We start from the raw sequence: 22,490 nt of genomic DNA on the forward strand, positions 1-22,490 counted from the left end.
AGGGTGGCGGATCTGACGTGGCTACCCATGGACGTACCCCCTCGGTGGTGGCGCGGCCCGTTGGCCGCACCGAACCGATCCGTGCTTCCCACCTCGCCCCACCTGAAACCGACACCCCCGCCCCTTCGCGCCGTCGATCATGCAGTTGTGGTGCCAGCCTGATCCAGTTGCGCACCTTTCGTCACCCACCACCACTGCATGATCCACCGGGGCGGGGCGGGGCGGGGCGGGCGCCGGGTCAGGGGGTGGGGGTCAGGGGGTGGGGGTCAGGGGGTGGGGGTCAGGGGGTGCGGTGGGGGCGGCGGAGGCGGCGGAGGGTGTAGAGGGCGGCGCTGATCAGGAAGAGGGCGGCGGTGATGGCCAGCCAGCGGGTCAGGAGCGGTACGCGCTGTTGGGCGGTGGCGGCCCGGTAGGTCTCGTCGCCCCAGCCCAGCAGCCCGGGCAGGTAGACCAGGAAGAGCAGCCCGGCCCCGAGCGCCGGCACCCGGATGTGGTTGAGCAGGGCCAGCCGGCCCGGCCCGGTGGGTCGCCGCCCGACGCCGAGCGCCCCGCGCAGCGCCCGGTCGAGCGTCGCGTAGACCGGAAAGAGCACCAGGTCATGGGCGATCACCGCGCCCACGAACCAGAGCAGCATCCGGCCGGCCGTCGCCTCCCCGGCGATCCGCTGCGCGACCCAGCCGGTCAGCACGAAGCAGGCCAGCAGGACGAGCAGGTGCCGGGGGCCGGCGCCGTACCCGGCGCGCAGTCGGGCGGTCGGGTCAGCCATCGGAGCGGGCCCGGAACTCGATGTCGGTCACCCACTTGGTGCAGTGCACCCCGGGCAGCGCCGGCACGATGATCCGCGCCGGGAAGCCGTGGTCGGGGGAGAGGTCGACACCGTTGACCCGCAGCGCGAGCAGCGAGTCGGCATCGAGTACCTGATTGGCCTGCAGGGTGGCCTGCCGGAACAGCCCGGCCCGCTCCAGCGAGCGGACGTGCGCCGCGGCCGGGTCGGGCAGCCCGGCGAGGGCGGCCAGGTCCCGCAGTCGTACGCCGGTCCAGGTCTGCTGGGTGGACCACCCCTCGACGCAGGCGATCGGCAGGCTGGCGGTGTGCTGGGCCATCGCCAGCAGGCCGGCGCGGTCGAGCGTCACGGTACGACCGGCACCGCGCAGGGTCAGCCGCCAACCGGGCCCGGTGTCGGCGGCCTGGATGCCCGCCGCCGCGGCGCTCCGGTTGACCGGGAACCCGTTGGGCCCGCCGCCCGGTTCGCGGCCGCGCGGCAGCAGCAGGGCGGTGCGGCGCAGCGGCCCGTCCAGGCTCTGCCCGAAGGTCAGCGCGGCCAGCAGCAGCGAACCGCCGCCGACCAGCGCGACCGCGCCGCGGCGGCTGACCGTGGCCGGGCCGGGCCGGGGCGGCACCAGGCGGTCCGGGTCGGGCGGCTCGGGCCGGGTCCGCGTGCGCGCGGTACCCAGTTCGGCCCGCGCCGGGCGGGACCGCAGCGCGGTGACCAGCCGGGGCAGTTTCAGCACCACGTGCACGACGAACGCGGCGGTGAAGACCCAGGCCCCGAAGTAGTGCGCGGTGTAGAAGTCGAAGCCGAAGAGGTACGAGTACTGGATGTTGAGCAGGCCGGTGGCGATCTGGAAGAGGATCCCGCCGACGAGCAGCAGCAGCGACAGCCGCTCCAGCAGCTGCGCCACCGAGCGGGCCGGTGGCCAGTCGAAGAGCTTCGGGATCACCGACCAGAGCTTGCCCAGCACCACCGGGATCAGCACGATGCCGAGCCCCACGTGCAGGCCCTGGGTGAGCCGGAACAGCCAGGACGGCCGGGTCGGCCAGTCGAACGGCGGCAGCCGCAGCCAGCCCACGTCCGTCGGCAACGCCTGACCGAACTGCGGGCCGTAGGCGGCGTAGTCCAGCAGCCCGGTGATGATCACCAGGGGCAGGGTGACGAGCAGCGCCAGGCCGTACACCGAGGTCAGCCACGGGCCGCGCAGCGGGCTGCGCCAGCCGTGGGTGACCGCGTCCGTGCCGGGCGGCCGGCGCCGGTCGAGCGCCCGCCAGAACCGCCGGGGCGCGCCGTACCCGTCGGTCGGGTCGTCCACCGCCGGGCCGGGTCGGGCCGCGCCCGACGGTCCGGGGTCGCTCGTGGGCACCGGTCCTCCTTCGTGACCTCGTGGCCGGTCGACGCACCGGGCGGCCGGTCCTTTCCGCGCCCGGCCGGCGCGTGGCCCGGCCGTGTCCGTCGTCTTCCGGCAGGCTATGCGCGGGTACGCCGGCCCGGTCGGGTTTGCCGCATTACCGAAGGCTTACCGCCACGTCCCCGGACGGGGGCGACCTGTTGCGAACTCCTTACGGGACCGCCGAGCCGGCCCGCCGACCGACCCGCCTGACCTAGCGTCACCAGACATGCGGGTACTGGTCACCGGCGCGGCCGGGTTCATCGGATCGCACGTCGCCGACCTGCTCGTCGACGAGGGGCACGAGGTGGTGGCGCTGGACGCGCTGCTGCCCCAGGCGCACGGCGACGCGGCGCCCGAGTGGACCCGCCGGCACGACCTGGTGCCCGGGGACGTGCGGGACGCCCCACTGCTGGACCGGCTGCTGCCCGAGGTCGACGCGGTCTGCCACCAGGCGGCGATGGTCGGGCACGGACTCGACCCGTCCGACGCCCCGGCGTACGCCAGCCACAACGACCTCGGCACCGCGGTGCTGCTCGCCGGGATGTACCGGGCCGGCGTGTCCCGGCTGGTGCTGGCCAGCTCGATGGTGGTCTACGGCGAGGGGCGGTACGTCTGCGCCGGCCACGGGACGGTCCGCCCGTCGCCGCGCCGGCTCGAGGACGTGGCCGCCGGCCGCTACGACCCGGCCTGCCCCCGGTGCGGCGAACCACTCAGCCCCGCCCTGGTGCCCGAGGACGCTCCGCTGGAGCCGCGCAGCACGTACGCGGCCAGCAAGCTCGCCCAGGAGCACCTGGCGGCGGCGTGGGCGCGGCAGACCGGCGGCGGGGTCTGGGCGCTGCGCTACCACAACGTCTACGGCCCGCGGATGCCCCGCGACACCCCGTACGCCGGGGTGGCCTCGATCTTCCGGTCGGCGCTGGCCGCCGGGCGGGCTCCCCGCGTGCTGGAGGACGGCCGGCAACGGCGCGACTTCGTACATGTCAGCGACGTGGCCCGGGCCAATCTGCTCGCCCTCACCGCGCCGACGCCGGAGGGTCTGGTGCCGGTCAACGTCTGCTCCGGCGAGCCGCACACGGTCGGCGAGCTGGCAAGGACGTTGGCTGCCGCGATGGGCGGGCCCGCGCCGGTGGTGGCCGGCGGCGCGCGGTCGGCCGACGTGCGGCACGTGGTCGCCGATCCCCGGCGCGCCGCGGACCTGCTCGGCTACACCGCCCGGGTGAGCTTCGCCGAGGGGGTGGCCGGCTTCGCCACCGACCCGCTGCGCGAACCGGCGGCGCTCCCCGCCTGATTCCCGCCCCGCGGCGCTCTCCGCTCGCGCCGGCGGCGACCCGTCCTGGCGACGACCCGCCCTGGCAGAGGCCTGCGCCGGCGGAGGTCTGTCCCGGTGAGCGTGATACCTCACAGGCATAAATATGCCGGTGAGGTATCAGCCTCGCGCGGACATCCGCCCCCGGCGCGGGCGCGGGGCTGGCCGGTGGCCGTGTGCGGGGGTCCCACCGCGGTCATGAGACCGTCCAGAGCAGGTGGTTGACGGCCAGCGCGGTCACCACCTGCCCGGCCAGCCACCAGCGGCGGCGATCGGCCGGCAGCAGCGCGGTGGCCGCCAGCAGCCAGACCGCGAACGGTAGCCAGATCCGCTCCACCTCCGCCTTGCTCAGCCCGGACAGGTCCGCGCCGGCCACCGCCACCGCGGCGGCCAGCGGGAGCACGACGGTCGGCCCCGCCCCGCGTACCGCCGCGACGGTCTGCCCAGCCCCGCGTACCGCCGCGACCAGGGCCGCGACCCGGCCGCCGGGCCGGGCCGCGCGCGCCGCGACCGGCGCGCCGGGTCGGCCCCAGCCGGCGCGCGCCGCGGCGCCGGCCACTACCACCGCCCGGCGCAGCGCCGGCCCGAGCGCCAGGCCGGCGCAGAGCAGCAGCGCCGCCAGGTTCGCCCAGACCCAGTAGCCGTACGGCCGTTCAGCGGCCCAGCCCTGGTAGTAGCGCTCGACGACCAGCCGATAACCCTCCCACCAGTGGAAGCCGGCGAGGGTGAACGCGAGCGTCACCGCGGCGACCCCGACGCCGGCGGCGAGCAGCGAGCGGAGCCGGGCCGCCGGGCGCAGCGCGAGCACCGCCAGGGCCAGCACGCCGACCAGCACGAAGCCGTACGAGAGGAACAGCGCGAAACCGAGCAGCGCGCCGCCGAGCGCGGCGGCGCCCGGGCCGCGTACCGCGAGCAGGGCCAGGCCGGCGGCGACCACGCCGGCGAAGATGCCGTCGGCCGACGCCCCCACCCAGACCGCGCCGGGCAGCAGCACCAGGAACGGCAGCACCGCCCGCGCCGCTTCGGTGGCGCCGAGCGCCCGCAGGGCGACCGGCACCGACACCGCCACCGACGCCCCGACCAGCACGCAGGCGAGTCCGGCCGCCGTGCCCCCGCCCAGGCCCACCCGGTCCAGCCAGACGAAGATCAGCAGCGCGCCCGGCGGATGACCGGCCGTGTGGGTGGACCACGAGTCCGGCTGGAAGTCGAGGATCCGTCCGGTGAAGCCGGCCAGCATCGCCGGGATGTCGGTCACCCCCGGCACCTCGTGCAGGTACTCCGCCTGCGCGGTGAGCCGGCGGGCGAGCCCCGCCGACCAGCCGTCCACCAGCGCCAGGGAGAGCGTCCAGGCCACCGCCGTGAACCAGCCGGCGGCCAGCAGGACCCTCCACCGGGCGCGCTGCGCCCAGCGCATCCCCCAGCCGAGCACGACGGCGGCGACCAGTGCCGCCGCCGGGGTGCCCCAGCCGAGATGCGGGCGCCAGGTGGCGTAGAGCGGCGCGGCGTCGGCGTGCAGCCCCGCCCCGCGCGCGTTGAGCAGCAGACCCATCAGGACGGCGGCGGCGAGCAGCGCCGCCTCCACGGCGAGCACCACCGCGTCGGCGCCGCCGCGCCGGGCGGGGGTCCGCGCGGGGGCGGCGGTGAGCGTGGGAGTCGAGGCCATGACGATCGGACGGTACGACCAGCGGGCGCCGCCCCGTGGCGGAACCGCCGGGACGTCATCGCACGGTAAGAATCGCCCGCGCGGTAAGCGTTCGGTAAGGACGTTCCCACCCCGAACGCCCTGGTCGCGCCCTAGCGTCGGCGATATGCCTGCCCCGATCGACAGCGCCCCGCCGACCGTCATCGACGTCGTTCTGCCCTGCCTGGACGAGGCCGCCGCGCTGCCCGGCGTGCTCGCCGCCCTGCCACCCGGTTACCGGGCCGTCGTGGTGGACAACGGCTCCCGGGACGGCTCACCGGAGGTCGCCGCCCGGCACGGCGCCCGGGTGGTCCACGAGCCGCGCCGGGGCTACGGCGCCGCCGTGCACACCGGAGTGGAGGCGGCCGACACGGAGCTGGTGTGCGTGCTCGACGCCGACGGCTCGTTCGACCCTGCCGGCCTGCCGGCGCTGGTGGCCCCGGTCGCGGCCGGCACGGCGGATCTCGCGGTCGGTCGCCGCCGGCCGGTCGGCGCCGGCGTCTGGCCCTGGCACGCCCGAGCCGGTACGGCGCTGGTCGCCGCCCTGCTGCGCCGCCGCGGCGTGCCGCTGCGCGACCTCAGCCCGATCCGGGTGGCCCGCCGCGACGCGCTGCTCGCCCTCGGCGTCACCGATCGGGCCTTCGGCTACCCCCTCGAACTGCTGATCCGGGCGGCCGCCGCCGGCTGGCGGATCCGGGAACTCGACGTCCCCTACGCGCCCCGAACCGCCGGCACCCGGTCGAAGGTCTCCGGCTCGGTCCGGGGCACCCTGCGCGCGACCCGCGACTTCGCGGGTGTGCTGCGTACCGTCGGCGGTCCCCGGTGACCGTCCTGCTGGTGGTCGCGAAGGCGCCGGTCCCGGGCGCGGTGAAGACCCGGCTCTGCCCGCCGGCCAGCCCCGCCCAGGCGGCCCGGATCGCCGCCGCCGCGCTGCGGGACACCCTGGACGCGGTCCGGGCCACCCCCGGGGTGACCCCCGTGCTGGCCTGGACCGGCCGGTTGGACGGTGCCGTCGACGGGGCCGCGCTGGCCGAGGCGCTCACCGGTTGGACCATGCTGGCGCAGCGCGGCGCCGACCTGGGTGAGCGGCTCGCCAACGCGTACGCCGAGGTGGCCGCCGCGTATCCGGGGCGGCCGGTGCTCCAGATCGGGATGGACACCCCGCAGCTGACCCCGGCCCGGCTGGCCGCGGCGGTGCGCCGGCTGGACAGCGTGGAGGCGGTGCTCGGCGCGGCGCTCGACGGCGGCTGGTGGTCGCTGGGCCTGCGCGACCCGCGGCACGCGACGCTGCTGCGTACGGTGCCGATGTCCACCCCGGAGACCGGCCGGGGCACCTGGTCGGCGCTGGGGGAGCGGGGCCTGCGCACCGCCGCGCTGCCGGTGCTGCGCGACGTCGACGAGTGGCCGGACGCGCTGGCGGTCGCCGCGAGCGTGCCGAGCGGCCGGTTCGCCCGGCAGGTCGGCGCGGTCCGGCGCGACCTGGTCCCCCGGGGGCGCGGATGAGCTCCGACGGGTTCGGCACCGCGCTGCGCGACCGGGCGGACGGCCACTGGCTGGTGCACGGCGACGGGCGGCGCAGCCGCCTGCCGGTGCGCCGCTGGCACGGCCCGGCCGAGCCCGCCGCGGCCGAGGTGGTGGCCCGCTGCGCCGGGCCGACGCTCGACCTGGGATGCGGTCCGGGCCGGCTCACGGTGGCGCTCGCCCGGGCCGGGATCACGGCGGTCGGCGTCGACGTCTGCGGGTACGCGGTCGCCGCCGCGCGGGCCCGGGGCGCGGTGGCGATCCACGGTGACCTGTTCGACCCGCTGCCGGGTGAGGGGCGCTGGGCGCATGTCGTACTGCTCGACGGCAACATCGGCATCGGCGGTGACCCAGTCGCCCTGTTGCGCCGCTGCCGGGCGCTGCTCGACCCGGCCGGCACCGTGCTGGTCGAGCTGGAGCCGCCCGGGGCCGGGCTCTGGCAGGGGCAGGCCCGGGTGGCCTCGCCACGCCGGCCCGGCCAGCCCGCCCTCGGTCCGACGTTCCGCTGGGCCCGCCTCGACACCCGGGCGGCGCACCCGGTCGCCAGCCGGGTCGGCCTCTCGGTACGCGACGTGTTCCGCCGCGACGGACGGTGGTTCGGCGAGCTGGGCACGCCGTCCGGCGAGTGATGCCTGACGTGACGCGGCCCTGGGGGCTGCTGTTGGCGGCCCGGTCAGCCGGCGGTGGCCGGCAGCCGGACCACGAACCGGCAGCCGCCGTCGGTGTTCTGCACGTCCACCCGGCCGCCGTGCGCCTCGACCAGCCCTCGGACGATGGCCAGGCCCAACCCGCCGGAGCCCTCCCCGTTGGAGCGGGGGGTGCGGGCCGGCTCGCCGCGGAACGCCACGTCGAAGAGGCGGGGCAGGTCGTCCTCGGGGATCCCGCCGCAGGTGTCCGCGACGGCCAGCCAGGCGTCGTCCCGGTCCCGGCCGCCGTCGACGTGGACCGTGCCGTCCTCCGGGGTGTAGCGCACCGCGTTGAGCAGCAGGTTGCCGACCACCCGGGCCAGCTCGGGCTCGCTGGCCGACACGGTCGGCCAGCCCGACTCGGCGGCGACCAGCCGGATCCGCCGGGCGGCGGCGAGCGGCGCGGCACCGGCGAGCGCGTCGGAGACCACCTCGCCGAGCGGCACCGCGCTCAGCGACAGCCGCAGCGCGCCGGCGTTGATCCGGGAGAGTTCGAACAGGTCGTCCACCAGCCGGGTCATCCGGTCGGTCTGGACCCGGATCCGCCGGTGGTACTCGGCGACCGTCGCCGGGTCGTCGACCACCCGGTCCTCCAGCGCCTCGGCCATCGCGCGCAGCCCGGCCAGCGGGGTGCGCAGGTCGTGGGAGACCCAGACGACCAGGTCCCGGCGGCCCTTCTCGATCCGGCGTTCCCGCTCCCGCGCCTGGTCGGCCCAGACCGCGGCGACGGCGAGCCGCCGGCCGAAGGACCAACCGATCGCCAGGCTCACCGCCGCCGCGGCGGCCACGGTGAGCAGCACCACCTGCAGATCGTGCGCGGACAGGAACATCGCCTGGGCGACCACCACCACGCCGGCCACCACCGCCGCCACGGCCACCGCCAGCAGCACGCAGACGTGCACGGTGATCGACCGGTGCCGCAGCAGCCGCAGCGCGAGCGCGCCGACCAGGCCGACACCGAGCGCCGCCGCCAGCGCCATGACGAAGATCAGCGCGAGGTCACGCATCGGCGGGTTGGTATCGGTAGCCGACACCCCAGACGGTGACGATGCGGCGCGGCTCGGCCGGGTCGTCCTCGATCTTCTCCCGCAACCGTCGCACGTGCACGGTCACCGTCGACTGGTCGCCGAAGTTCCAGCCCCAGACCCGCTCCAGCAGTTCCGCGCGGCGGAACGCCCGCGCCGGATGGCGCATCAGGTGGGCCAGCAGGTCGAACTCGCGCAGCGTCAGGGTCAGCTCCCGACCGTGCAGGGTGGCCAACCGTGGCCCGGTCGCCACCTCGAGGCCGGCGTCGGCGAAGACCTCGGCCGCCGGGGGAACGGGCTCGCCGGCCCGGCGCAGCACCGAGGTGACCCGCAGTACCAGTTCCCGCGGCGAGAACGGCTTGCCCAGGTAGTCGTCCGCGCCCAGTTGCAGGCCGAGCACCCGGTCCGCCTCGTCACCGCGGGCGGTGAGCATGATGATGGGTACGCCGTCCGGCCGCTCGCGCAGCCGTCGGCACACCTGCAACCCGTCCAGCCCGGGCAGCATCAGGTCGAGCACCACCAGGTGCGGCCGGCGCTCGTGCGCCGCGTCGAGCGCGGCGAGGCCGTCGCCGACGTGGCTCACCTCGTAGCCGGCGTGCTCCAGGTAGCGGCAGACCACGTCGCTGACCGTCCGGTCGTCGTCGACCACCAGCACCCGCTGCCCCACGCGCACCTCCCGGCAGCCAGCCTAGCCAGCCCGCCCGCCGGGCCCACGCGACAAGATGTTGCGGCTTCCTTACGGCGGTTGGTGCTGACCGGCCGGTCAGCAGCTCGGCGGTGGCTGCGTACGATGCGGGGTCGGCATCCCTCGTCGCGGCGGAGGTATCGGTAGATGGCAGGCCAGCACGAGGGCTTCGCCCTCGGTGTCGACCTCGGCACGTCCAACACCGTCGCCGTGCTGCGCTGGCCGGACGGGCGGACCCGTCCGTTGCTGGTGGACGGTCAGCCGATCATGCCCTCCGCCGTGTACGCCGACTCGGACGGCAGGCTGCACGCCGGTCTGGACGCCCGGCGGCTGGCGCAGGAGGACCCGGCCCGGTTCGAGCCGAACCCGAAGCGCCGGATCGGCGAGCCGGCCGTCCCGCTCGGTGACCGGGAGTTCGCGCCCGCCGAGCTGCTCGGCGCGGTGCTGCACGTGGTCGGCCGGGCCGCGGTGGCGACCGTCGGTTTCCTTCCCCCGGCCGTGCTCACCTGCCCGGCGTCCTGGGACGCCCCGCGCCGGCACGTGCTCGGCGACGCGCTGCTGCGCGCCGGCTGGCCGCAGGCGGCCGAACACACCCTGGCCGGCCCCACGCCCCCCGGAACGCGGCTGCTGCGCGAGCCAGTGGCCGCCGCCCGCTACTACACCGAGGTGCTACGCCGTCCGGTGCCGGTCGGCGAGGCGATCGCGGTCTTCGACTTCGGCGGCGGCACCCTCGACGTCGCCGTGGTCCGCAACGACGGCGCCGACCCGTGGGGTGACTCCGGCTTCACGGTGATCTCCTGCGGCGGCCTGCCCGACCTCGGCGGGTTGGACGTCGACCTCGCGCTCATCGAGCGCGTCGGCGAGCTGGTCGCCGGGCGGCACCCGGAGCAATGGATGCGGCTCACCGGCCCGCGCGACGCCACCGGGCGGCGGGACCGCGTCCAGCTCTGGGACGAGGTACGGGGCGCGAAGGAGATGCTCTCCCGCGGTACCACCGCGCCGGTGGCGGTGCCCGGGATCGCCGAGGCGGTGCGGCTGACCCGCGACGACGTGGAGCGCGCCGCCACGCCGCTGCTGCGCCGCGCAGTGGCCGCCGCCCGTGAGGTGATCGCCGAGGCAGGCCTGACTCCGGAGCAGCTGGCCGGGCTCTTCCTGGTCGGCGGCTCGTCCCGGATACCGCTGGTGGCCCGGATGCTCCATGCCGACCTGGGGATCGCGCCGACCGTGCTGGAGCAGCCGGAGCTGCCGGTGGCCGAGGGCGCGCTCACCGATTTGCCGTTGCGCCGCCCGGCCGGACGCCCGCCCCAGCCGATGCCGGGGCACGTCGCACCGGCTGCCGCGCCCGCCGTACCCGGACAGGCCGCCCCGCCGCCCGCTGTCACGACACCGACCGTGCCCGCCGCCCCGCCCGAGCCGGCGGCGGACGACCCGACCCGGCCGGCCGCCGGTCCGGGTACGACGGTGCCGGCCGCCGCCCCCGCGGTGCCGGCGACCCTGGCGGCGACGATGCCGGCCGGCGTCGGCCTCGGACCCACGCTCGAAGACCTGGCCGACCATCCGACGGCACTGCCGGCACCCGGCCGACCGGTCTCCGCGCCCCCACTCGGCGGCGCACCGCCCCTGCCGCCCTACGGCAGTCCGGCCGCGCCCTCGCCCGGTGGCCCGTCCGCCTCGGCGTTCGGTAGGCCAACATCCCCGGCGTTCGGCGGTCCGTCTGCTCCGGCGTTCGGCGGGCCGCCCGGGCCACCGTTCGGCGCTGCCGCGTCCGGCCCGCCGGGCGGCGGGCCGGTGTCGCCGGCTCGGCCCGGTGGTCGGGCCGGCCGCCGGCGGCGGGTCTGGTGGATCGCGCTGGGCGCCGTCCTCGCCCTCGCCGGGGTGGCCACCGCGGCGGTGCTCTACCTGACCCGGGACCGCTACCCGGGGTTGGAGTGGCAGGAGGCGCTGACCGAGGTGGCCCGGCCGAAGGCCGGCGACGACCGGCCCACCGGAATGTGGACCGCGGTGCTCGGCGACCGCGCCTACCTGGCATACCAGCGGGCCGACAAGCAGCTTGAGGTGGTCGCGGTCGACACCGGCACCGGTGACGAGCCGTGGCGCAAGCAGACCGGCTTCGTCGCGGACGACTGGGAGCGGCTGGTCGCCGTCCCGGGCGCGGTGGCGATCTTCGCCGACGCGCCCGGCGACAGCACCCCGCGCGAGCTGGTGATCCTGGACGGTACGACCGGCGAGCGGCGTTGGAACCGCGCGGTGCGCGGCGACGACGAGGTCTTCTTCACCGAGCGGACCGCGGTGCTGGTCGACCGGACCGAGCACCGGCTTGTCGGCCTACGGATGGACAACGGCCGGGAGCGGTGGAGCCGGCCCAACCCGAAGGAGCAGTACGGCAGCACCCGGACCGAGGTCCTGCCGGTGGGCACCGACGCGGGAGCCGGCGGGCCGGCATACCTGGACGGCGGGTCCCGTGATCCGTGGGAGGACGGGCAGGCGCGGCGGCTGGTGCAGGTCGGCGCGGACCGGTCGGTGCGACTGGTAGACATGGACAGTGGCGGGATCGTCCGCGAGTGGGGCGCGGTCGCCGACCTCGACGACCTGCTGGTGGCCCACGAGGACCGGCTCTACGTGGCGAACAACGACAGCGGCTACCAGGTGCTCGCCTACGACCTCACCTCGGCGGCGAAGCCGGTGCTGCTCTATCGCTCCCGGGACGACCGGAGCCGGCCGAAGGCGCTGGTGGCCTGCGGCGAGCGGCGGGCCTGCCTGCTGGAGGTGCCGGATTCCGAGGCTGCGCGGACCGAGGTGGTGGTGGCCACCGAGGAGGGCGCGGTGCAGCACTGGCCGGCCCCGAATGCCGCGACGCTGGTGCCGCTCGGCGAGCGCCTGCTCGTGCGGCGGACCGACCCGGCCGCGACCAGCACCATCTTCGACGCTAAGGGCAAGACGGTGCTGCGCGACCGTGACGGTGTCGGGGTCCGACTCGACGCCGGCAACGTGCTCGTCTTCGCCAAGCCGCCGAGCTCGGTCGAGGATGACCGCAGCATGGCCGGGGTGTGGGCGGGCAACGGGGAGGTGGCCGAGCTGGGCCAGCTCAAGGACGTACGCAGCGCCACCTGCTCGTGGAACACCCGGGTCATCGCCTGCGGAGCGGAGAAGGACTTCGTGCTCTACCGCTTCGCCTCCGACTGACCCGGGTGGTCACCCGCGGCTGATCAGTCGAGGCAGAACTCGTTGCCCTCCGGGTCGGCCATGATGATGTGACCGGCGCCGAGCGGGGGAGCGGGCTCGTGGCGCTCGAGCCGGGTGGCGCCACGGGAGACGAGCCGTTCGGCCTCCGCCTCCAGGGCGGCCATCCGCGCGTCGCCCTCGAGCCCCGGGGCGGCCCGCACGTCGAGGTGCACCCGGTTCTTGACCTGCTTGGGTTCCGGCACCCGCTGGAAGAACAACCGCGGCCCCGCGCCCTCGGGGTCGAGCACCGCCGAGGCGTCGTTGCGGCGCTCGGGCGGCACGCCCATCGCCTCCAGCGCCTGTTCCCACGACTCGAAGCCCGGGGGTGGGTCCTGTAGCCGGTAGCCGAGGGTGTCGGCCCAGAACGCCGCCAACCCGGCCGGGTCGGCGCAGTCGAAAGTGATCTGTACGTCGCGGGCCAATTCAGCTCGCCTCCCGTCGGGTCTGCCGGTTGGTGTGCAGGTGGAGGTCGCGGAGCAGGCAGACCTCGGCCAGGTGGTGGATCAGCTCGCGGTTGATGTGCAGCACCAGCACCGCCATCGGGTACTCGGCGTACGGTCCTTCCGCATCCCCGCACGGGCGGGCGAGACCGCTCTCGCCGAGGGACTCGACCCCGGCCAGCCAGGTGGCGTACTCAGTGTCGAGCTGGGCCAGCGCCGCCTTCGCGGTCGCAGCGTACTCGAACGACTGGTAGTCGGTGGGCGTGCGGCCGAAGTGCGCTGCGTTTCGCGCCGCGAGCACCCCGACGATCACGTGCCCGAGTCGCCAGGCGATCGTCGTGAACGGTGGCGGGTCAGGCTGCGGCATCGCGAAATCGATGGTCATCGCGCCGGAGCCGGCCTGCACCGGCGCCGTTCCGGTGCCGCGCGGGCGCACGCTCCAGCCGCCGGGCGACGGCTCCCAGAAGTACTCGTCGTCGGTGAGCCCGTCGAGGCGATCGCGTAACTGATTGGTCCAGTGCCAGGTGAGCTGGTCTCGTAGCAGGGAATTCCAGGTCGGGTCGGTCATGGGTGCAGCCTGCCGCAGATTGCGGACAGAATCGTTCCGTGATCTGTGGAACGATCGGCGCGTGACCGTCGAGGCGACCACCGAGCGGGTACTGCGGTTGCTGGCGCTGTTGCAGCGGCGGCCGTCCTGGACCGCCGTCGAACTCGCCGTCGAGCTGGGGGTCACCGACCGCTCGGTGCGCCGCGACGTCGAGCGGCTGCGTGCGCTCGGCTACCCCGTGCACGCGACGCCGGGCGTCGGCGGCGGCTACCAGCTCGGCGCCGGCACCCGGCTGCCGCCGCTGCTGCTCGACGACGAGGAGGCGATCGCGACGGCGGTTTCCCTGCGGCTGGCGTCGGGTGGCACGATCGCCGGAGCGGGCGAGGCGGCGCTGCGGGCCCTCGCCAAGCTCGACCAGGTGATGCCGTCCCGGCTGCGCGCCGAGGTGCGGGCGGTCTACGGCGCCACCGAGACGCTGGTCGGCCCCGGGGTCGAGATCGACGCGGAGCTGCTGGTCACGCTCGCGCGGGCCTGTCGCGACGCGGTGCGGGTCCGGTTCCGCTACGCGGGCCGCGACGGCGGGGAGGCCGAGCGCACGGTCGAGCCGGTGCGGATGGTGACCACCGGCCGCCGTTGGTACCTGATGGCTCGGGACGTCGACCGCGACGACTGGCGCACCTTCCGGCTCGACCGGATGCGCGAGGTGGAGCCGACGACCTGGCGCTTCCGGCCGCGGGAGCATCCGGACCCGGTCGCCTACGTGCAGCGCTCGGTGACCGAGTCGCCGTACCGGTATCTCGCCCGGGTGCGGGTGCACGCCCCGCCCGACCGGGTGCGGCAGCTGGTGCCGCCCCAGGTCGGGCGGGTCGAGGACGACCGCGACGGGTGGTGCGTGCTCGTCGTCGGCGGGGACGACCTGCACTGGCTCGCCGCGCACGTGGCCCGGCTGGGTTTCGAGGCGGAGGTGCTGGAGCCGCCGGAGCTGCGGGAGGCCGCTGCCCTGCTCGCCCGCCGCCTCGCAGCCATCGCCGGGACCGCCTAGTCGCGGTGCAGGACGACGAGTTCGGCGTCGTGGCTCGGGGTCCACTGCACCGGCAGCCCGACCGCGCCGAGGTGGCTGCCGGAGTAGTGGTGCTCGCCGTGCCGGTACCGCGCGTCCGGGTCGAGGCCGCGCAGCGGCAGCCGCACCGGGCGCGACGGCAGCAGCCCGACGCCGTCCGACCGGCCGGTGTGCCAGGCCAGCACGACCACGGTCCGCCGGTCGGGCGAGGTGTACTGCACCGCGCAGCGGGCCTGGTCCGGCCCGCCGATCAGGTGCACCTCGCCGTGCGTGACCACCTCCCGGATCTCCTTGTACCGGGCGATCCAGTCGGCCGCCTCGGCCCGCTGCTCCGGGGTCCAGTGCCGGATGTCCGCGCCGATGCCGAGCACCCCGGCCATCGCCAGCACGAAGCGGAACGCCAGCGACCGGGGCCGCGGGTCGAAGATCCCGGGCGCGTCGGTCACCCATGAGCTGAGCAGGTGCGGGGCGTTGGCGTGCAGGAAGCCGTGCTGGATGGCCAACCGGTCCATCGGGGCGGTGTTGTCGCTGGGCCAGAAGATGTCGGCTCGGGCGGCCATCGCCAGGTCGGTGCGGGCGCCGCCGCCCGCGCAGGACTCGATCAGCACGTCCGGGTGGTCCCGGCGCAACTGGTCGTAGATGCGGTGCAGGGCGGCCACGTGCCCGCCGTCCAGGTCGACCGCGCCGTGGGCGCCGGCCCTGCCCGGTTCGGTCCGCGGCCGGTTGAAGTCCCACTTCAGGTACGCGATGTCGTAGCGGCGCAGCAGGTCGTCGAGGGTGCTGTGGACGAACTCGGCGACCTCCGGGCGGCCCAGGTCGAGCAGGTACTGGTTGCGGATCGGGGTGAGCGGCCGACCGTCGACGCTGTACACCCAGTCGGGGTGCTCGGCGTAGAGCCGCGACTTGGGGCTGACGCACTCCGGCTCCACCCAGAGCCCGAACCGCAGCCCCAGCGCGCGCACCTCGGCGATGAACGCCTCGAAACCGTCCGGGAAGCTGGCCGGGTCGGGTGACCAGTCGCCGAGGCCGGTGGTGTCGTCGGTACGGCCGAGGAACCAGCCGTCGTCCACCACGAAGGTCTCCACCCCGAGGTCGGCGGCGATCCGGGCGAGCGCGAGCTGGCTCTGGGCGTCGACCGCGAAGTAGGTCGCCTCCCACGAGTTGTAGAGCACCGGTCGGGGTGTCAGCCGGTCCCCGGCGAGCAGCCGCTGGTAGTGGTGCCAGACCCGGGCCAGCCCGTCCAGCCCGTCGGCGCTGTACGCCCCGGCGACCTCGGGCAGGGTCAGCTCGGCGCCGGCCGGCAGGTCCAGCGGCCCGTCGGCCAGCTGGCGGCCGGCCCGTACCCGGGTCAGCCCGCCGGTGTCGCGCTCCGCGGTGATCTCCCAGGAGCCGGTCCAGGCCACCGCGACGCCCCAGGTGGGGCCGTCCGGCGCGGCCCGGTCGCGCACGGCCAGCCACGGTACGTGCAGATGGCCGGGGACGCCCTGGCTGCTGCCGATGGTGAACCCGCCGTGGCCGAGGTCGACGTGGTCGAGTTGGAACTCCTGCGCCCACTGACCCCACTGGTGGCTGAGCACCGCCCCGTGCGGGGTCGGCACGCAGAACCCGGCCGAGCCGGCCCGGACCAGCCGCAGCGGCTCGACGCCGGTGTTGGTCAGCTCCACCCAGCGTCGTACCACGTCGGTGCCGGTGGGGACGGCGTAGCGCAGCTCGGCGCGCAGCCCGCTGACCGGGTCGACGAAGGCGACCGCGAGCGTGCCGGCGGCCACGTCGTGCGCCGCCTCGGCGAAGCCGAACGCCACCCGCCGGTGCCCGGTGGTGGTCTCCACCACCAGGTCCGCGCCGGTGAACGGGCGGTCGGCGTCGGTGGCGTACTCGACCGGGGCGGCGTCCCCGGCGGTGAGGAACGGCACCGGCCCGTCGTACGCGACGGGGGAGGGCCCGTCGCTCACCCCGTGCGGGCCCCACGCGGAGAGCTCCAACCAGCGCCCGTGCGCCGGCAGCGTCACGGTGTACTCGGTCTGCGCGCCGCGCAGCGTCCACCGCCGCGCGCTCACTTGACCGCTCCGATCGCGAGGCCGGAGACGAAGTGCCGCTGGAACCGCAGGAAGACCGCCACCGTCGGGACCGCGGCGATGACCGTGCCGGCGGCGATGACGCTCCACGACGAGACGAACTGGCCCTGGAGCGCGAGCAGCGCCGGGGTGACCGGCATCCGGTCGTCGGTGCGCAGCACGGTGATCGCCCAGAGCAGGTCGTTGAAGATCCAGGTGAAGGAGAGCGCGCCGAGCGCGGCCAGCGCCGGGCGGGTCAGCGGCAGCATCACCCGGGCGAAGATCTGCCACGGGCCGGCCCCGTCGATGGTCGCCGCCTCCTGGATCTCACCGGGCAGGTCGCGCATGAAGCCGTGCAGCACGAAGGTGTAGAACCCGAGCCCGAAGCCGACCTGCACCGCGATCAGCGCCCAGAGCGTGTCGTACAGGCCGGTCAGTTCGCTGAACTTCTGCACCGGGATGAGCAGGATCTGCGGCGGCAGCAGGTTGCCGGCGAGCATCAGCAGCAGGATCGTGCGCCGCCCCGGGATCCGGTAGCGGCTCAGCGCGAACGCCGCGACCGCGGCCAGCGCCAGGCTCAGCGCCACCGACGGGATGGTCACCAGCATGCTGTTGATCAGCGCCTGGAGCTCGCCGCCGTCGGTCCACGCCTGGCGGTACGTGTCGAGGGTGAACGAGTGGGGCAGGCTGCCCACGCCGTGGGCGGCGATGTCGTCGAAGGTGCGGGTGGACATCACGACCACCCAGAGCACCGGGGCGAGCCAGAGCAGCGAGAGCAGGATCATGCCGCTGTGGAAGGCCCCGGTGCGGAACTTCTGGATCACGCTTCCTCCCGGAACGCACGCACGAGGTAGCCGAGGATGACCGCGAGTGCGAGCACGAAGATCACTACGGCGATCGCCGAGGCGTACCCGAGCCGCAGGCTCTGGAAGGCCGCCGAGTACATGTAGGTGCTGAGCAGCTCGGAGGAGTGGTACGGCCCGCCGCGGGTCAGCGACCAGACGATGTCGAACGAGCGCAGCGAGTCGATCACGATGACCGACAGCACGACCGCGTTGACCCCCTTGAGCTGGGGCACGGTGACGTGCCAGAGCCGCTGCCACGCGTTCGCCCCGTCCATCCGGGCGGCCTCGTGCAGCGCCGGGTCGATGGCCTTGAGACCGGCGAGGAAGAGCACCATCACGTAGCCGATCTGCCGCCAGAGCGCCGGCAGGATCACCGCGTAGAGCGCGGTCTCCGGGTCGGCGAGCCACGGCCGGATGAGATGCTCCAACCCGATCGCTCGCAGGATCGAGTCGGCCACCCCGTCGGGCTGGTAGAAGACCCGCCAGACCAGCGCCGTCACCACCAGGGAGAAGACCACCGGGGTGAAGAGGGCGGCCCGGTAGAAGCCGACGCCCCGACGGTCCCGTTGCAGCAGCAGCGCCATCCCGAAGCCGCCGACGACGGAGAGCCCGCCGAAGAGCACCAGCCAGATGACCGTGTTGATCAGGGCGCCGCGGAAGGTGGCGTCGCCGGCCAGCTCGACGTAGTTGTCGACGCCGATGAACTGCGGCGGGGTCTGGCCGTCCCAGCGGGTCAGCGAGAACCAGAAGCCCTGCAGCGCCGGCCAGAACACCCAGATGCTCTCGACGGCGAAAGGCACCAGCACGAACGCCGCCAGCAGCGGCGACAGTCGAGCCGACCGTCGCCGCCGCCGGGGTGTGCCGGCCACATCGGACGCCGTCGTCCGGGGTGTCTCGGCCTTGGTGGACACGTCTGTCACGTCAGCCCTTGAAGACCTTCTCGGCGCCGGCCTGCCACTCCCGCAGGATCGCGTCGATCTGGTCCGGCTTGTCGATGAACTTGGTCAGCGCGGTGTCCGCCGTCGGCTGGAGCGCGTCGCTGGAGTCGCGGTTGAAGAACTGGGTCAGCTCCGCGGCGCTCTCCAGCATCGCCTTGCCCTTGCTCACCAACGGGGAGTCGGCGGCCTTGGCCTTCGGGTGCGCCGGCAGCACGATCCCGGAGCTGGACCGGACGTACTCCTCCTGGGCCTCGACCGAGGCCAGGTAGCTCAGCAGGGCCTTGCTGCCGGTCGCGTTGCCGGTCTTGGCGCTGGCGAAGAAGCCGTCGGTCGGCGCCTCCTCGGCCACCGGCACCGCGGGGTCGATGATCGGGAACCGGAAGAAGTCCAGGTCACCCAGGGCGTCCTTGGGCGCGGCGTCGGCGAAGAAGGTGCCGATCAGGAACATCCCGGTCTTGCCGGCGAGCAGCGCGGTGGTCGCCTCCTGGAACGGGTACGCCTTGCCCTTCGGGTCGAAGAACGGCAGGGCCTCGCGCCAGCGCAGGAAGACCGCCTTGACCTTCGGGTCGTCGAAGCGCTGCTTGCCGGCGAGCAGCTCGCGGTGGAACTGCGCGCCGTTGATCCGGATGTTGAGGTAGTCGAACCAGGCCGAGGCGACCCAGGGGGTGTCGCCGAGGCCGATGCCGATCGGCGGAACGCCCTTGCTCTGGATGGTCTGGCAGACCGACAGGAACTCGGCCCAGGTCTTCGGCTCCTGCACGCCCCACTTGGCGAAGTTGCTCTTGCGGTAGAAGAAGCCCCACCAGTAGTTGGTCATCGGCACGAAGACCTGCTTGCCACTGGCGTCGGTGGAGAGCGTGCGCAGCGACTGCGGGTACTCGCCCAGCCCCTGCCAGACGTCCGAGACGTCGAGCAGCAGCCCCTTGCTGGCGTAGTCGTTGGCCACCGAGCCCGCGTACCAGGTGTAGAGGTCCGGCGGGTTCGCGGAGGTGAGGTAGGTCGGCAGCTGGGTGCGGAAGGTCTCCGAGGCGATCGTGTTGACCGACGCGGTGCCCTTGCCCTGCTTGTTGAAGCTGTCGATCAGCTTCTCGATCGCCGTCTTGGCCTGCGGCGACGAGAGGTTGGACTGGAGGGTCACGGCCTTGGAGCCGCCGTCGCCGCTCGCGGGCCCGCTGGCGGAGCTGGCGCAGGCGGTGAGCAACGGGCCGGCGCCGAGCACGCCCAGGCCGGCGAGCCCGAGGTGGCCGAGGAGCCGGCGGCGGCCGGGGTCGAAGTCGGTCACGGGGTGTCCCTTCCTCATCGACACGCTGCGTCACTCGCTTGTGTGTCGGTGGTGTGAACGATGTGACCAGAAGGTTGCATCCGAGCCGGCTGACTGTCAAGATGTATTCGTAATTAATGGTTAAACGGCTCGGTGTGGGGTGTCGATGAGTCCGGACGCGCGTCGGTTGGACGGTAGAACAGCGCTGGTCACAGGCGCGTTCGGGGGCATCGGCGCGGCGACGGCTCGACGCCTGGCCGCCGAGGGTGCCCGGGTCGCCCTGCTCGACGTCCGCGACTGCACGCCGCTGGCCGAGGAGTTGACCGCCGCCGGAGGGCAGGCACTGTCCGTGCTGGCCGACGTCGCCGACGAGGCATCCTGGACGGCCGCGGTCGACCAGGTGCGCGCCGCGCTCGGCCCGGTCGACATCCTGGTCAGCAACGCCTACGCGGTCGAGGTCGCGCCCGCGCACCAGACCAGCCGGGCGTCCTGGGACCGGCAGCTCGGGGTCAGCCTCACCGGCGCGTTCCTCGGCGTCCGGGCCTGCCTCGACGACCTGGTCGCCCGCTGCGGCGCGGTGGTGCTGGTGTCGTCGGTGCACGCGCTGGTGGGCCTCCCCGGCCGGCCGGCGTACGCCGCGGCCAAGGGCGCCCTGGTGTCCCTCGGGCGCCAACTCGCCGTCGAGTACGGGCCGCAGGTCCGGGTCAACAGCGTGCTCCCCGGCCCGATCCTCACCGGCGCCTGGGACGGCATCGACGAGGAGGACCGCCGCCGCAGCGTCGCCCAGACGGTGGCGCAGCGCTTCGGCACCCCCGACGAGGTGGCGGCGGTGGTGGCGTTCCTCGCCTCACCGGACGCCGCCTACGTCACCGGCGCGAGCCTGGTGGTGGACGGCGGTTGGACCGCGGTGAAAGCCTCGGCCTGAGAGATCGAAACCGACGAGCGAAAAGGCGCGAATAGATTGGCACAGTACGCGGGCCGCGGCGTCCACGGGCAGACCGTCGAGGTGATCGCCCGCCGCATCCTCAGCGGCGAGATCGCCGAGGGCGCCACCCTGAACATCGCCGCGTTGCAGGAAGAGTTGGACGTCAGCCTCACCGCGCTGCGGGAGGCACTGAAGGTCCTCACCGCCAAGGGCATCGTCGACGCCCGGCAGAAGCGCGGCACGTTCGTCCGGCCCCGGGCCGACTGGAACCTGCTCGACGGCGACGTGATCCGTTGGCAGTTCGCCGACGGCGCCGACCCGCGGCTGCTGGACAAGCTCCAGGAGGTCCGCGCCATCATCGAACCGGCCGCGGCGCGGCTGGCCGCCGCCCGGTCCACTCCGGAGGACGTGCTGGCCCTCGACGCCGCGCTCGCCGAGATGACCGAGGCGCACGGCGACCCGAGCGCCGCGGTGGCCGCCGACCTCACGTTCCACCGCGCGCTGCTCGCCGCCACCCACAACGAGCTGCTGGTCCGGATGGAGGTGGTGATGGAGACCGGGCTCGCCGAGCGCGACCGGCTGGTGCACGGCCGCGACAGCGACGACGACCCGGTCCCGAGCCACCGCGCGGTGGTCGACGCGATCCGGGCGGGCGACGAGAGCGCGGCCGAGACGGCCATGCGCGACCTGCTGGCGAAGGCGGTACGGGACGTGGAAAAGGTCCGCGGACAGAAGGGTGACCGGTGAGCGCGAGGAGTGAGCTTGCGAGCCCCGCAGTCGCGAACGAAAGGCCGGTCCGGTGAGCGCGAGGAGTGAGCTTGCGAGCCCCGCAGTCGCGAACGAAAGGCCGGTCCGGTGAGCGCGAGGAGTGAGCTTGCGAGCACCGCGGTCGCGAACGAAAGGCCGGTCCAGTGAGGATCGAACGGATCGAGACCTTCCTGGTGCCCCCGCGCTGGCTCTTCTGCCGCGTGGAGACCGACACCGGGCTGGTCGGCTGGGGTGAGCCGGTGGTGGAGGGGCGGGCCGAGGTCGTCCGCACCGCGGTCGAGGTGCTCGCCGAGTACCTCCTCGGCGAGGATCCGCTGCGCATCGAGCAGCACTGGCAGGTGCTCACCAAGGGCGGGTTCTACCGGGGCGGCCCGGTGCTCTCCAGCGCGGTGGCCGGGCTGGACCAGGCGCTCTGGGACATCGCCGGGCAGGCGTACGGGGTGCCGGTGCACGCCCTGCTCGGCGGGGCGGTCCGGGACCGGGTGCGGATCTACTCCTGGATCGGCGGGGACGAGCCCGGCGAGATCGCCGACGCCGCCGCCGCGCAGGTCGCCGCCGGGCTGACCGGGGTGAAGATGAACGCCTCCGGGCAGCTCTCGCCCATCCCCACGCCGGCTGAGATAGACGCGGTGCTCGGCCGGGTCGTCGCCGCCCGGGAGGTGCTCGGCGACGACCGGGACATCGCGCTCGACTTCCACGGTCGGGCCGGGTTCGCCGCGGTCCGGCGCATCCTGCCCGAGCTGGCGCCGCTGCGGCCGTTCTTCGTGGAGGAACCGGTCCTGCCGGACCAGGCCCACCACCTGCGCGACATCGTCGCCTGCTCGCCGGTGCCGGTGGCCACCGGCGAGCGGCTCTACGGGCGCGGGGAGTTCCTCACCCCGTTGCAGGCCGGGGTGGCGGTGGTCCAGCCCGACCTGTCGCACGCCGGCGGCATCTCCGAGGTGCGGCGGATCGCGGCGCTCGCCGAGACGTACGGCGCGCTGCTGGCCCCGCACTGCCCGCTCGGCCCGATCGCGCTCGCGGCGAGCCTTCAGGTGGCTCTCGCGACGCCGAACTTCCTCATTCAGGAGCAGAGCATCGGCATCCACTACAACGCCGATTCCGAGCTGCTGGACTACGTCGTCGACCCGGAGCCGTTCCGGTTCGTCGACGGGCACATCGTCAAGTTCGACGGGCCCGGCCTCGGCGTCACCGTCGACGAGGCCGCGGTCCGCAAGGCCGCGAAGAGCCCGCACGCCTGGCGCAACCCGGTCTGGCGGCACCCCGACGGCTCGTTCGCCGAATGGTGACCCCGACCGACCCGCGACCGCAGACATCCAGGGACGGCCCTGGCCCGTCGCCGGCCGTCCACCCGGCGGCCG

General features: G+C 74.6%; 20 protein-coding genes. 9 read left to right on the forward strand and 11 right to left on the reverse strand.

Going from position 1 to position 22,490, the window contains the following annotated elements; translation table 11 throughout:
- Nucleotides 1-280: 280 nt before the first annotated feature.
- On the reverse strand, nt 281-766 hold the full coding sequence (locus tag AB0C04_RS22360; protein WP_357057617.1) for a hypothetical protein: 486 nt from the start codon (nt 764-766) through the stop codon (nt 281-283).
- Nucleotides 759-2,087, reverse strand: a complete 1,329-nt coding sequence (locus tag AB0C04_RS22365; RefSeq protein ID WP_357057818.1) for a molybdopterin-dependent oxidoreductase — start codon at nt 2,085-2,087, stop codon at nt 759-761. The genes AB0C04_RS22360 and AB0C04_RS22365 overlap by 8 nt, the downstream gene beginning before the upstream one ends.
- Nucleotides 2,088-2,391: 304 nt before the next feature.
- Between AB0C04_RS22365 and AB0C04_RS22370 the strand changes: the two genes are divergently transcribed.
- Entirely contained in the window at nt 2,392-3,453 is a 1,062-nt protein-coding gene (locus AB0C04_RS22370) for an NAD-dependent epimerase/dehydratase family protein (protein WP_357057619.1), read from the forward strand.
- 214 nt (nt 3,454-3,667) lie between these two features.
- Here the strand turns inward: AB0C04_RS22370 and AB0C04_RS22375 are convergent, their stop codons facing one another.
- The gene (locus AB0C04_RS22375; protein WP_357057621.1) at nt 3,668-5,134 is read right to left on the reverse strand and encodes a hypothetical protein; all 1,467 of its coding nucleotides are present in this window, start codon (nt 5,132-5,134) and stop codon (nt 3,668-3,670) included.
- 145 nt (nt 5,135-5,279) lie between these two features.
- On the opposite strand from AB0C04_RS22375, the gene AB0C04_RS22380 reads away from it, so the two are divergent.
- Genes AB0C04_RS22380 through AB0C04_RS22390 form a run of 3 tightly spaced genes read left to right on the forward strand, consistent with a single transcriptional unit; the run spans nt 5,280 to nt 7,302 of the window.
- A complete protein-coding gene (locus tag AB0C04_RS22380) occupies nt 5,280-5,978 on the forward strand; it encodes a glycosyltransferase family 2 protein (protein ID WP_357057623.1) in 699 nt (232 codons plus the stop codon).
- On the forward strand, nt 5,975-6,655 hold the full coding sequence (locus tag AB0C04_RS22385) for a DUF2064 domain-containing protein (RefSeq protein ID WP_357057626.1): 681 nt from the start codon (nt 5,975-5,977) through the stop codon (nt 6,653-6,655). Before AB0C04_RS22380 ends, AB0C04_RS22385 begins: the two co-directional genes overlap by 4 nt.
- Complete coding sequence (locus tag AB0C04_RS22390) at nt 6,652-7,302, forward strand: class I SAM-dependent methyltransferase (RefSeq protein ID WP_357057628.1); 651 nt, start codon at nt 6,652-6,654, stop codon at nt 7,300-7,302. The genes AB0C04_RS22385 and AB0C04_RS22390 overlap by 4 nt, the downstream gene beginning before the upstream one ends.
- A 44-nt stretch (nt 7,303-7,346) precedes the next feature.
- Here AB0C04_RS22390 and AB0C04_RS22395 read toward each other — a convergent pair whose 3' ends face one another.
- Both AB0C04_RS22395 and AB0C04_RS22400 read right to left on the reverse strand, forming a co-directional pair.
- Nucleotides 7,347-8,366 (reverse strand): ATP-binding protein, encoded by a 1,020-nt coding sequence (locus AB0C04_RS22395; RefSeq protein ID WP_357057630.1) that lies wholly within the window; start codon nt 8,364-8,366, stop codon nt 7,347-7,349.
- Nucleotides 8,359-9,051, reverse strand: coding sequence for a response regulator transcription factor (locus AB0C04_RS22400; RefSeq protein ID WP_357057633.1), 693 nt, complete (start codon nt 9,049-9,051; stop codon nt 8,359-8,361). Before AB0C04_RS22400 ends, AB0C04_RS22395 begins: the two co-directional genes overlap by 8 nt.
- Before the next feature lie 165 nt (nt 9,052-9,216).
- Between AB0C04_RS22400 and AB0C04_RS22405 the strand changes: the two genes are divergently transcribed.
- A complete protein-coding gene (locus tag AB0C04_RS22405; protein ID WP_357057635.1) occupies nt 9,217-12,252 on the forward strand; it encodes an Hsp70 family protein in 3,036 nt (1,011 codons plus the stop codon).
- Nucleotides 12,253-12,275: 23 nt separating this feature from the next.
- On the opposite strand, the gene AB0C04_RS22410 is transcribed toward AB0C04_RS22405, so the two are convergent.
- Both AB0C04_RS22410 and AB0C04_RS22415 read right to left on the reverse strand, forming a co-directional pair.
- A complete protein-coding gene (locus AB0C04_RS22410) occupies nt 12,276-12,713 on the reverse strand; it encodes a VOC family protein (RefSeq protein ID WP_357057637.1) in 438 nt (145 codons plus the stop codon).
- A gap of 1 nt (nt 12,714) precedes the next feature.
- Nucleotides 12,715-13,299, reverse strand: a complete 585-nt coding sequence (locus AB0C04_RS22415) for a DinB family protein (RefSeq protein WP_357057639.1) — start codon at nt 13,297-13,299, stop codon at nt 12,715-12,717.
- Between the two features lie 61 nt (nt 13,300-13,360).
- On the opposite strand from AB0C04_RS22415, the gene AB0C04_RS22420 reads away from it, so the two are divergent.
- Nucleotides 13,361-14,320 (forward strand): YafY family protein, encoded by a 960-nt coding sequence (locus tag AB0C04_RS22420; protein ID WP_357057641.1) that lies wholly within the window; start codon nt 13,361-13,363, stop codon nt 14,318-14,320.
- Here the strand turns inward: AB0C04_RS22420 and AB0C04_RS22425 are convergent.
- Genes AB0C04_RS22425 through AB0C04_RS22440 form a run of 4 tightly spaced genes read right to left on the reverse strand, consistent with a single transcriptional unit; the run spans nt 14,317 to nt 19,457 of the window.
- Nucleotides 14,317-16,395 carry an alpha-galactosidase gene (locus AB0C04_RS22425; RefSeq protein WP_357057643.1) on the reverse strand — a complete coding sequence of 693 codons (2,079 nt, stop codon included), beginning with the start codon at nt 16,393-16,395 and terminating at the stop codon, nt 14,317-14,319. The two genes, AB0C04_RS22420 and AB0C04_RS22425, sit on opposite strands and share 4 nt — an antisense overlap.
- Complete coding sequence (locus AB0C04_RS22430) at nt 16,392-17,216, reverse strand: carbohydrate ABC transporter permease (protein ID WP_357057645.1); 825 nt, start codon at nt 17,214-17,216, stop codon at nt 16,392-16,394. Before AB0C04_RS22430 ends, AB0C04_RS22425 begins: the two co-directional genes overlap by 4 nt.
- Nucleotides 17,213-18,148 carry a sugar ABC transporter permease gene (locus AB0C04_RS22435; RefSeq protein WP_357057647.1) on the reverse strand — a complete coding sequence of 312 codons (936 nt, stop codon included), beginning with the start codon at nt 18,146-18,148 and terminating at the stop codon, nt 17,213-17,215. Before AB0C04_RS22435 ends, AB0C04_RS22430 begins: the two co-directional genes overlap by 4 nt.
- 10 nt (nt 18,149-18,158) lie before the next feature.
- A complete protein-coding gene (locus AB0C04_RS22440) occupies nt 18,159-19,457 on the reverse strand; it encodes an extracellular solute-binding protein (RefSeq protein WP_357057649.1) in 1,299 nt (432 codons plus the stop codon).
- A gap of 145 nt (nt 19,458-19,602) precedes the next feature.
- On the opposite strand from AB0C04_RS22440, the gene AB0C04_RS22445 reads away from it, so the two are divergent.
- The 3 genes from AB0C04_RS22445 to dgoD all read left to right on the forward strand — a co-directional run bounded on the left by AB0C04_RS22445 (nt 19,603) and on the right by dgoD (nt 22,418).
- The gene (locus AB0C04_RS22445; RefSeq protein WP_357057651.1) at nt 19,603-20,361 is read left to right on the forward strand and encodes an SDR family NAD(P)-dependent oxidoreductase; all 759 of its coding nucleotides are present in this window, start codon (nt 19,603-19,605) and stop codon (nt 20,359-20,361) included.
- A 36-nt stretch (nt 20,362-20,397) separates the two neighbouring features.
- On the forward strand, nt 20,398-21,108 hold the full coding sequence (locus AB0C04_RS22450; RefSeq protein ID WP_357057653.1) for a FadR/GntR family transcriptional regulator: 711 nt from the start codon (nt 20,398-20,400) through the stop codon (nt 21,106-21,108).
- A gap of 164 nt (nt 21,109-21,272) precedes the next feature.
- Complete coding sequence (gene dgoD / locus AB0C04_RS22455; RefSeq protein WP_357057655.1) at nt 21,273-22,418, forward strand: galactonate dehydratase; 1,146 nt, start codon at nt 21,273-21,275, stop codon at nt 22,416-22,418.
- Nucleotides 22,419-22,490: the final 72 nt, after the last annotated feature.

This window comes from Micromonospora sp. NPDC048909 (genome assembly GCF_040649635.1).
Classification (GTDB): domain Bacteria; phylum Actinomycetota; class Actinomycetes; order Mycobacteriales; family Micromonosporaceae; genus Micromonospora.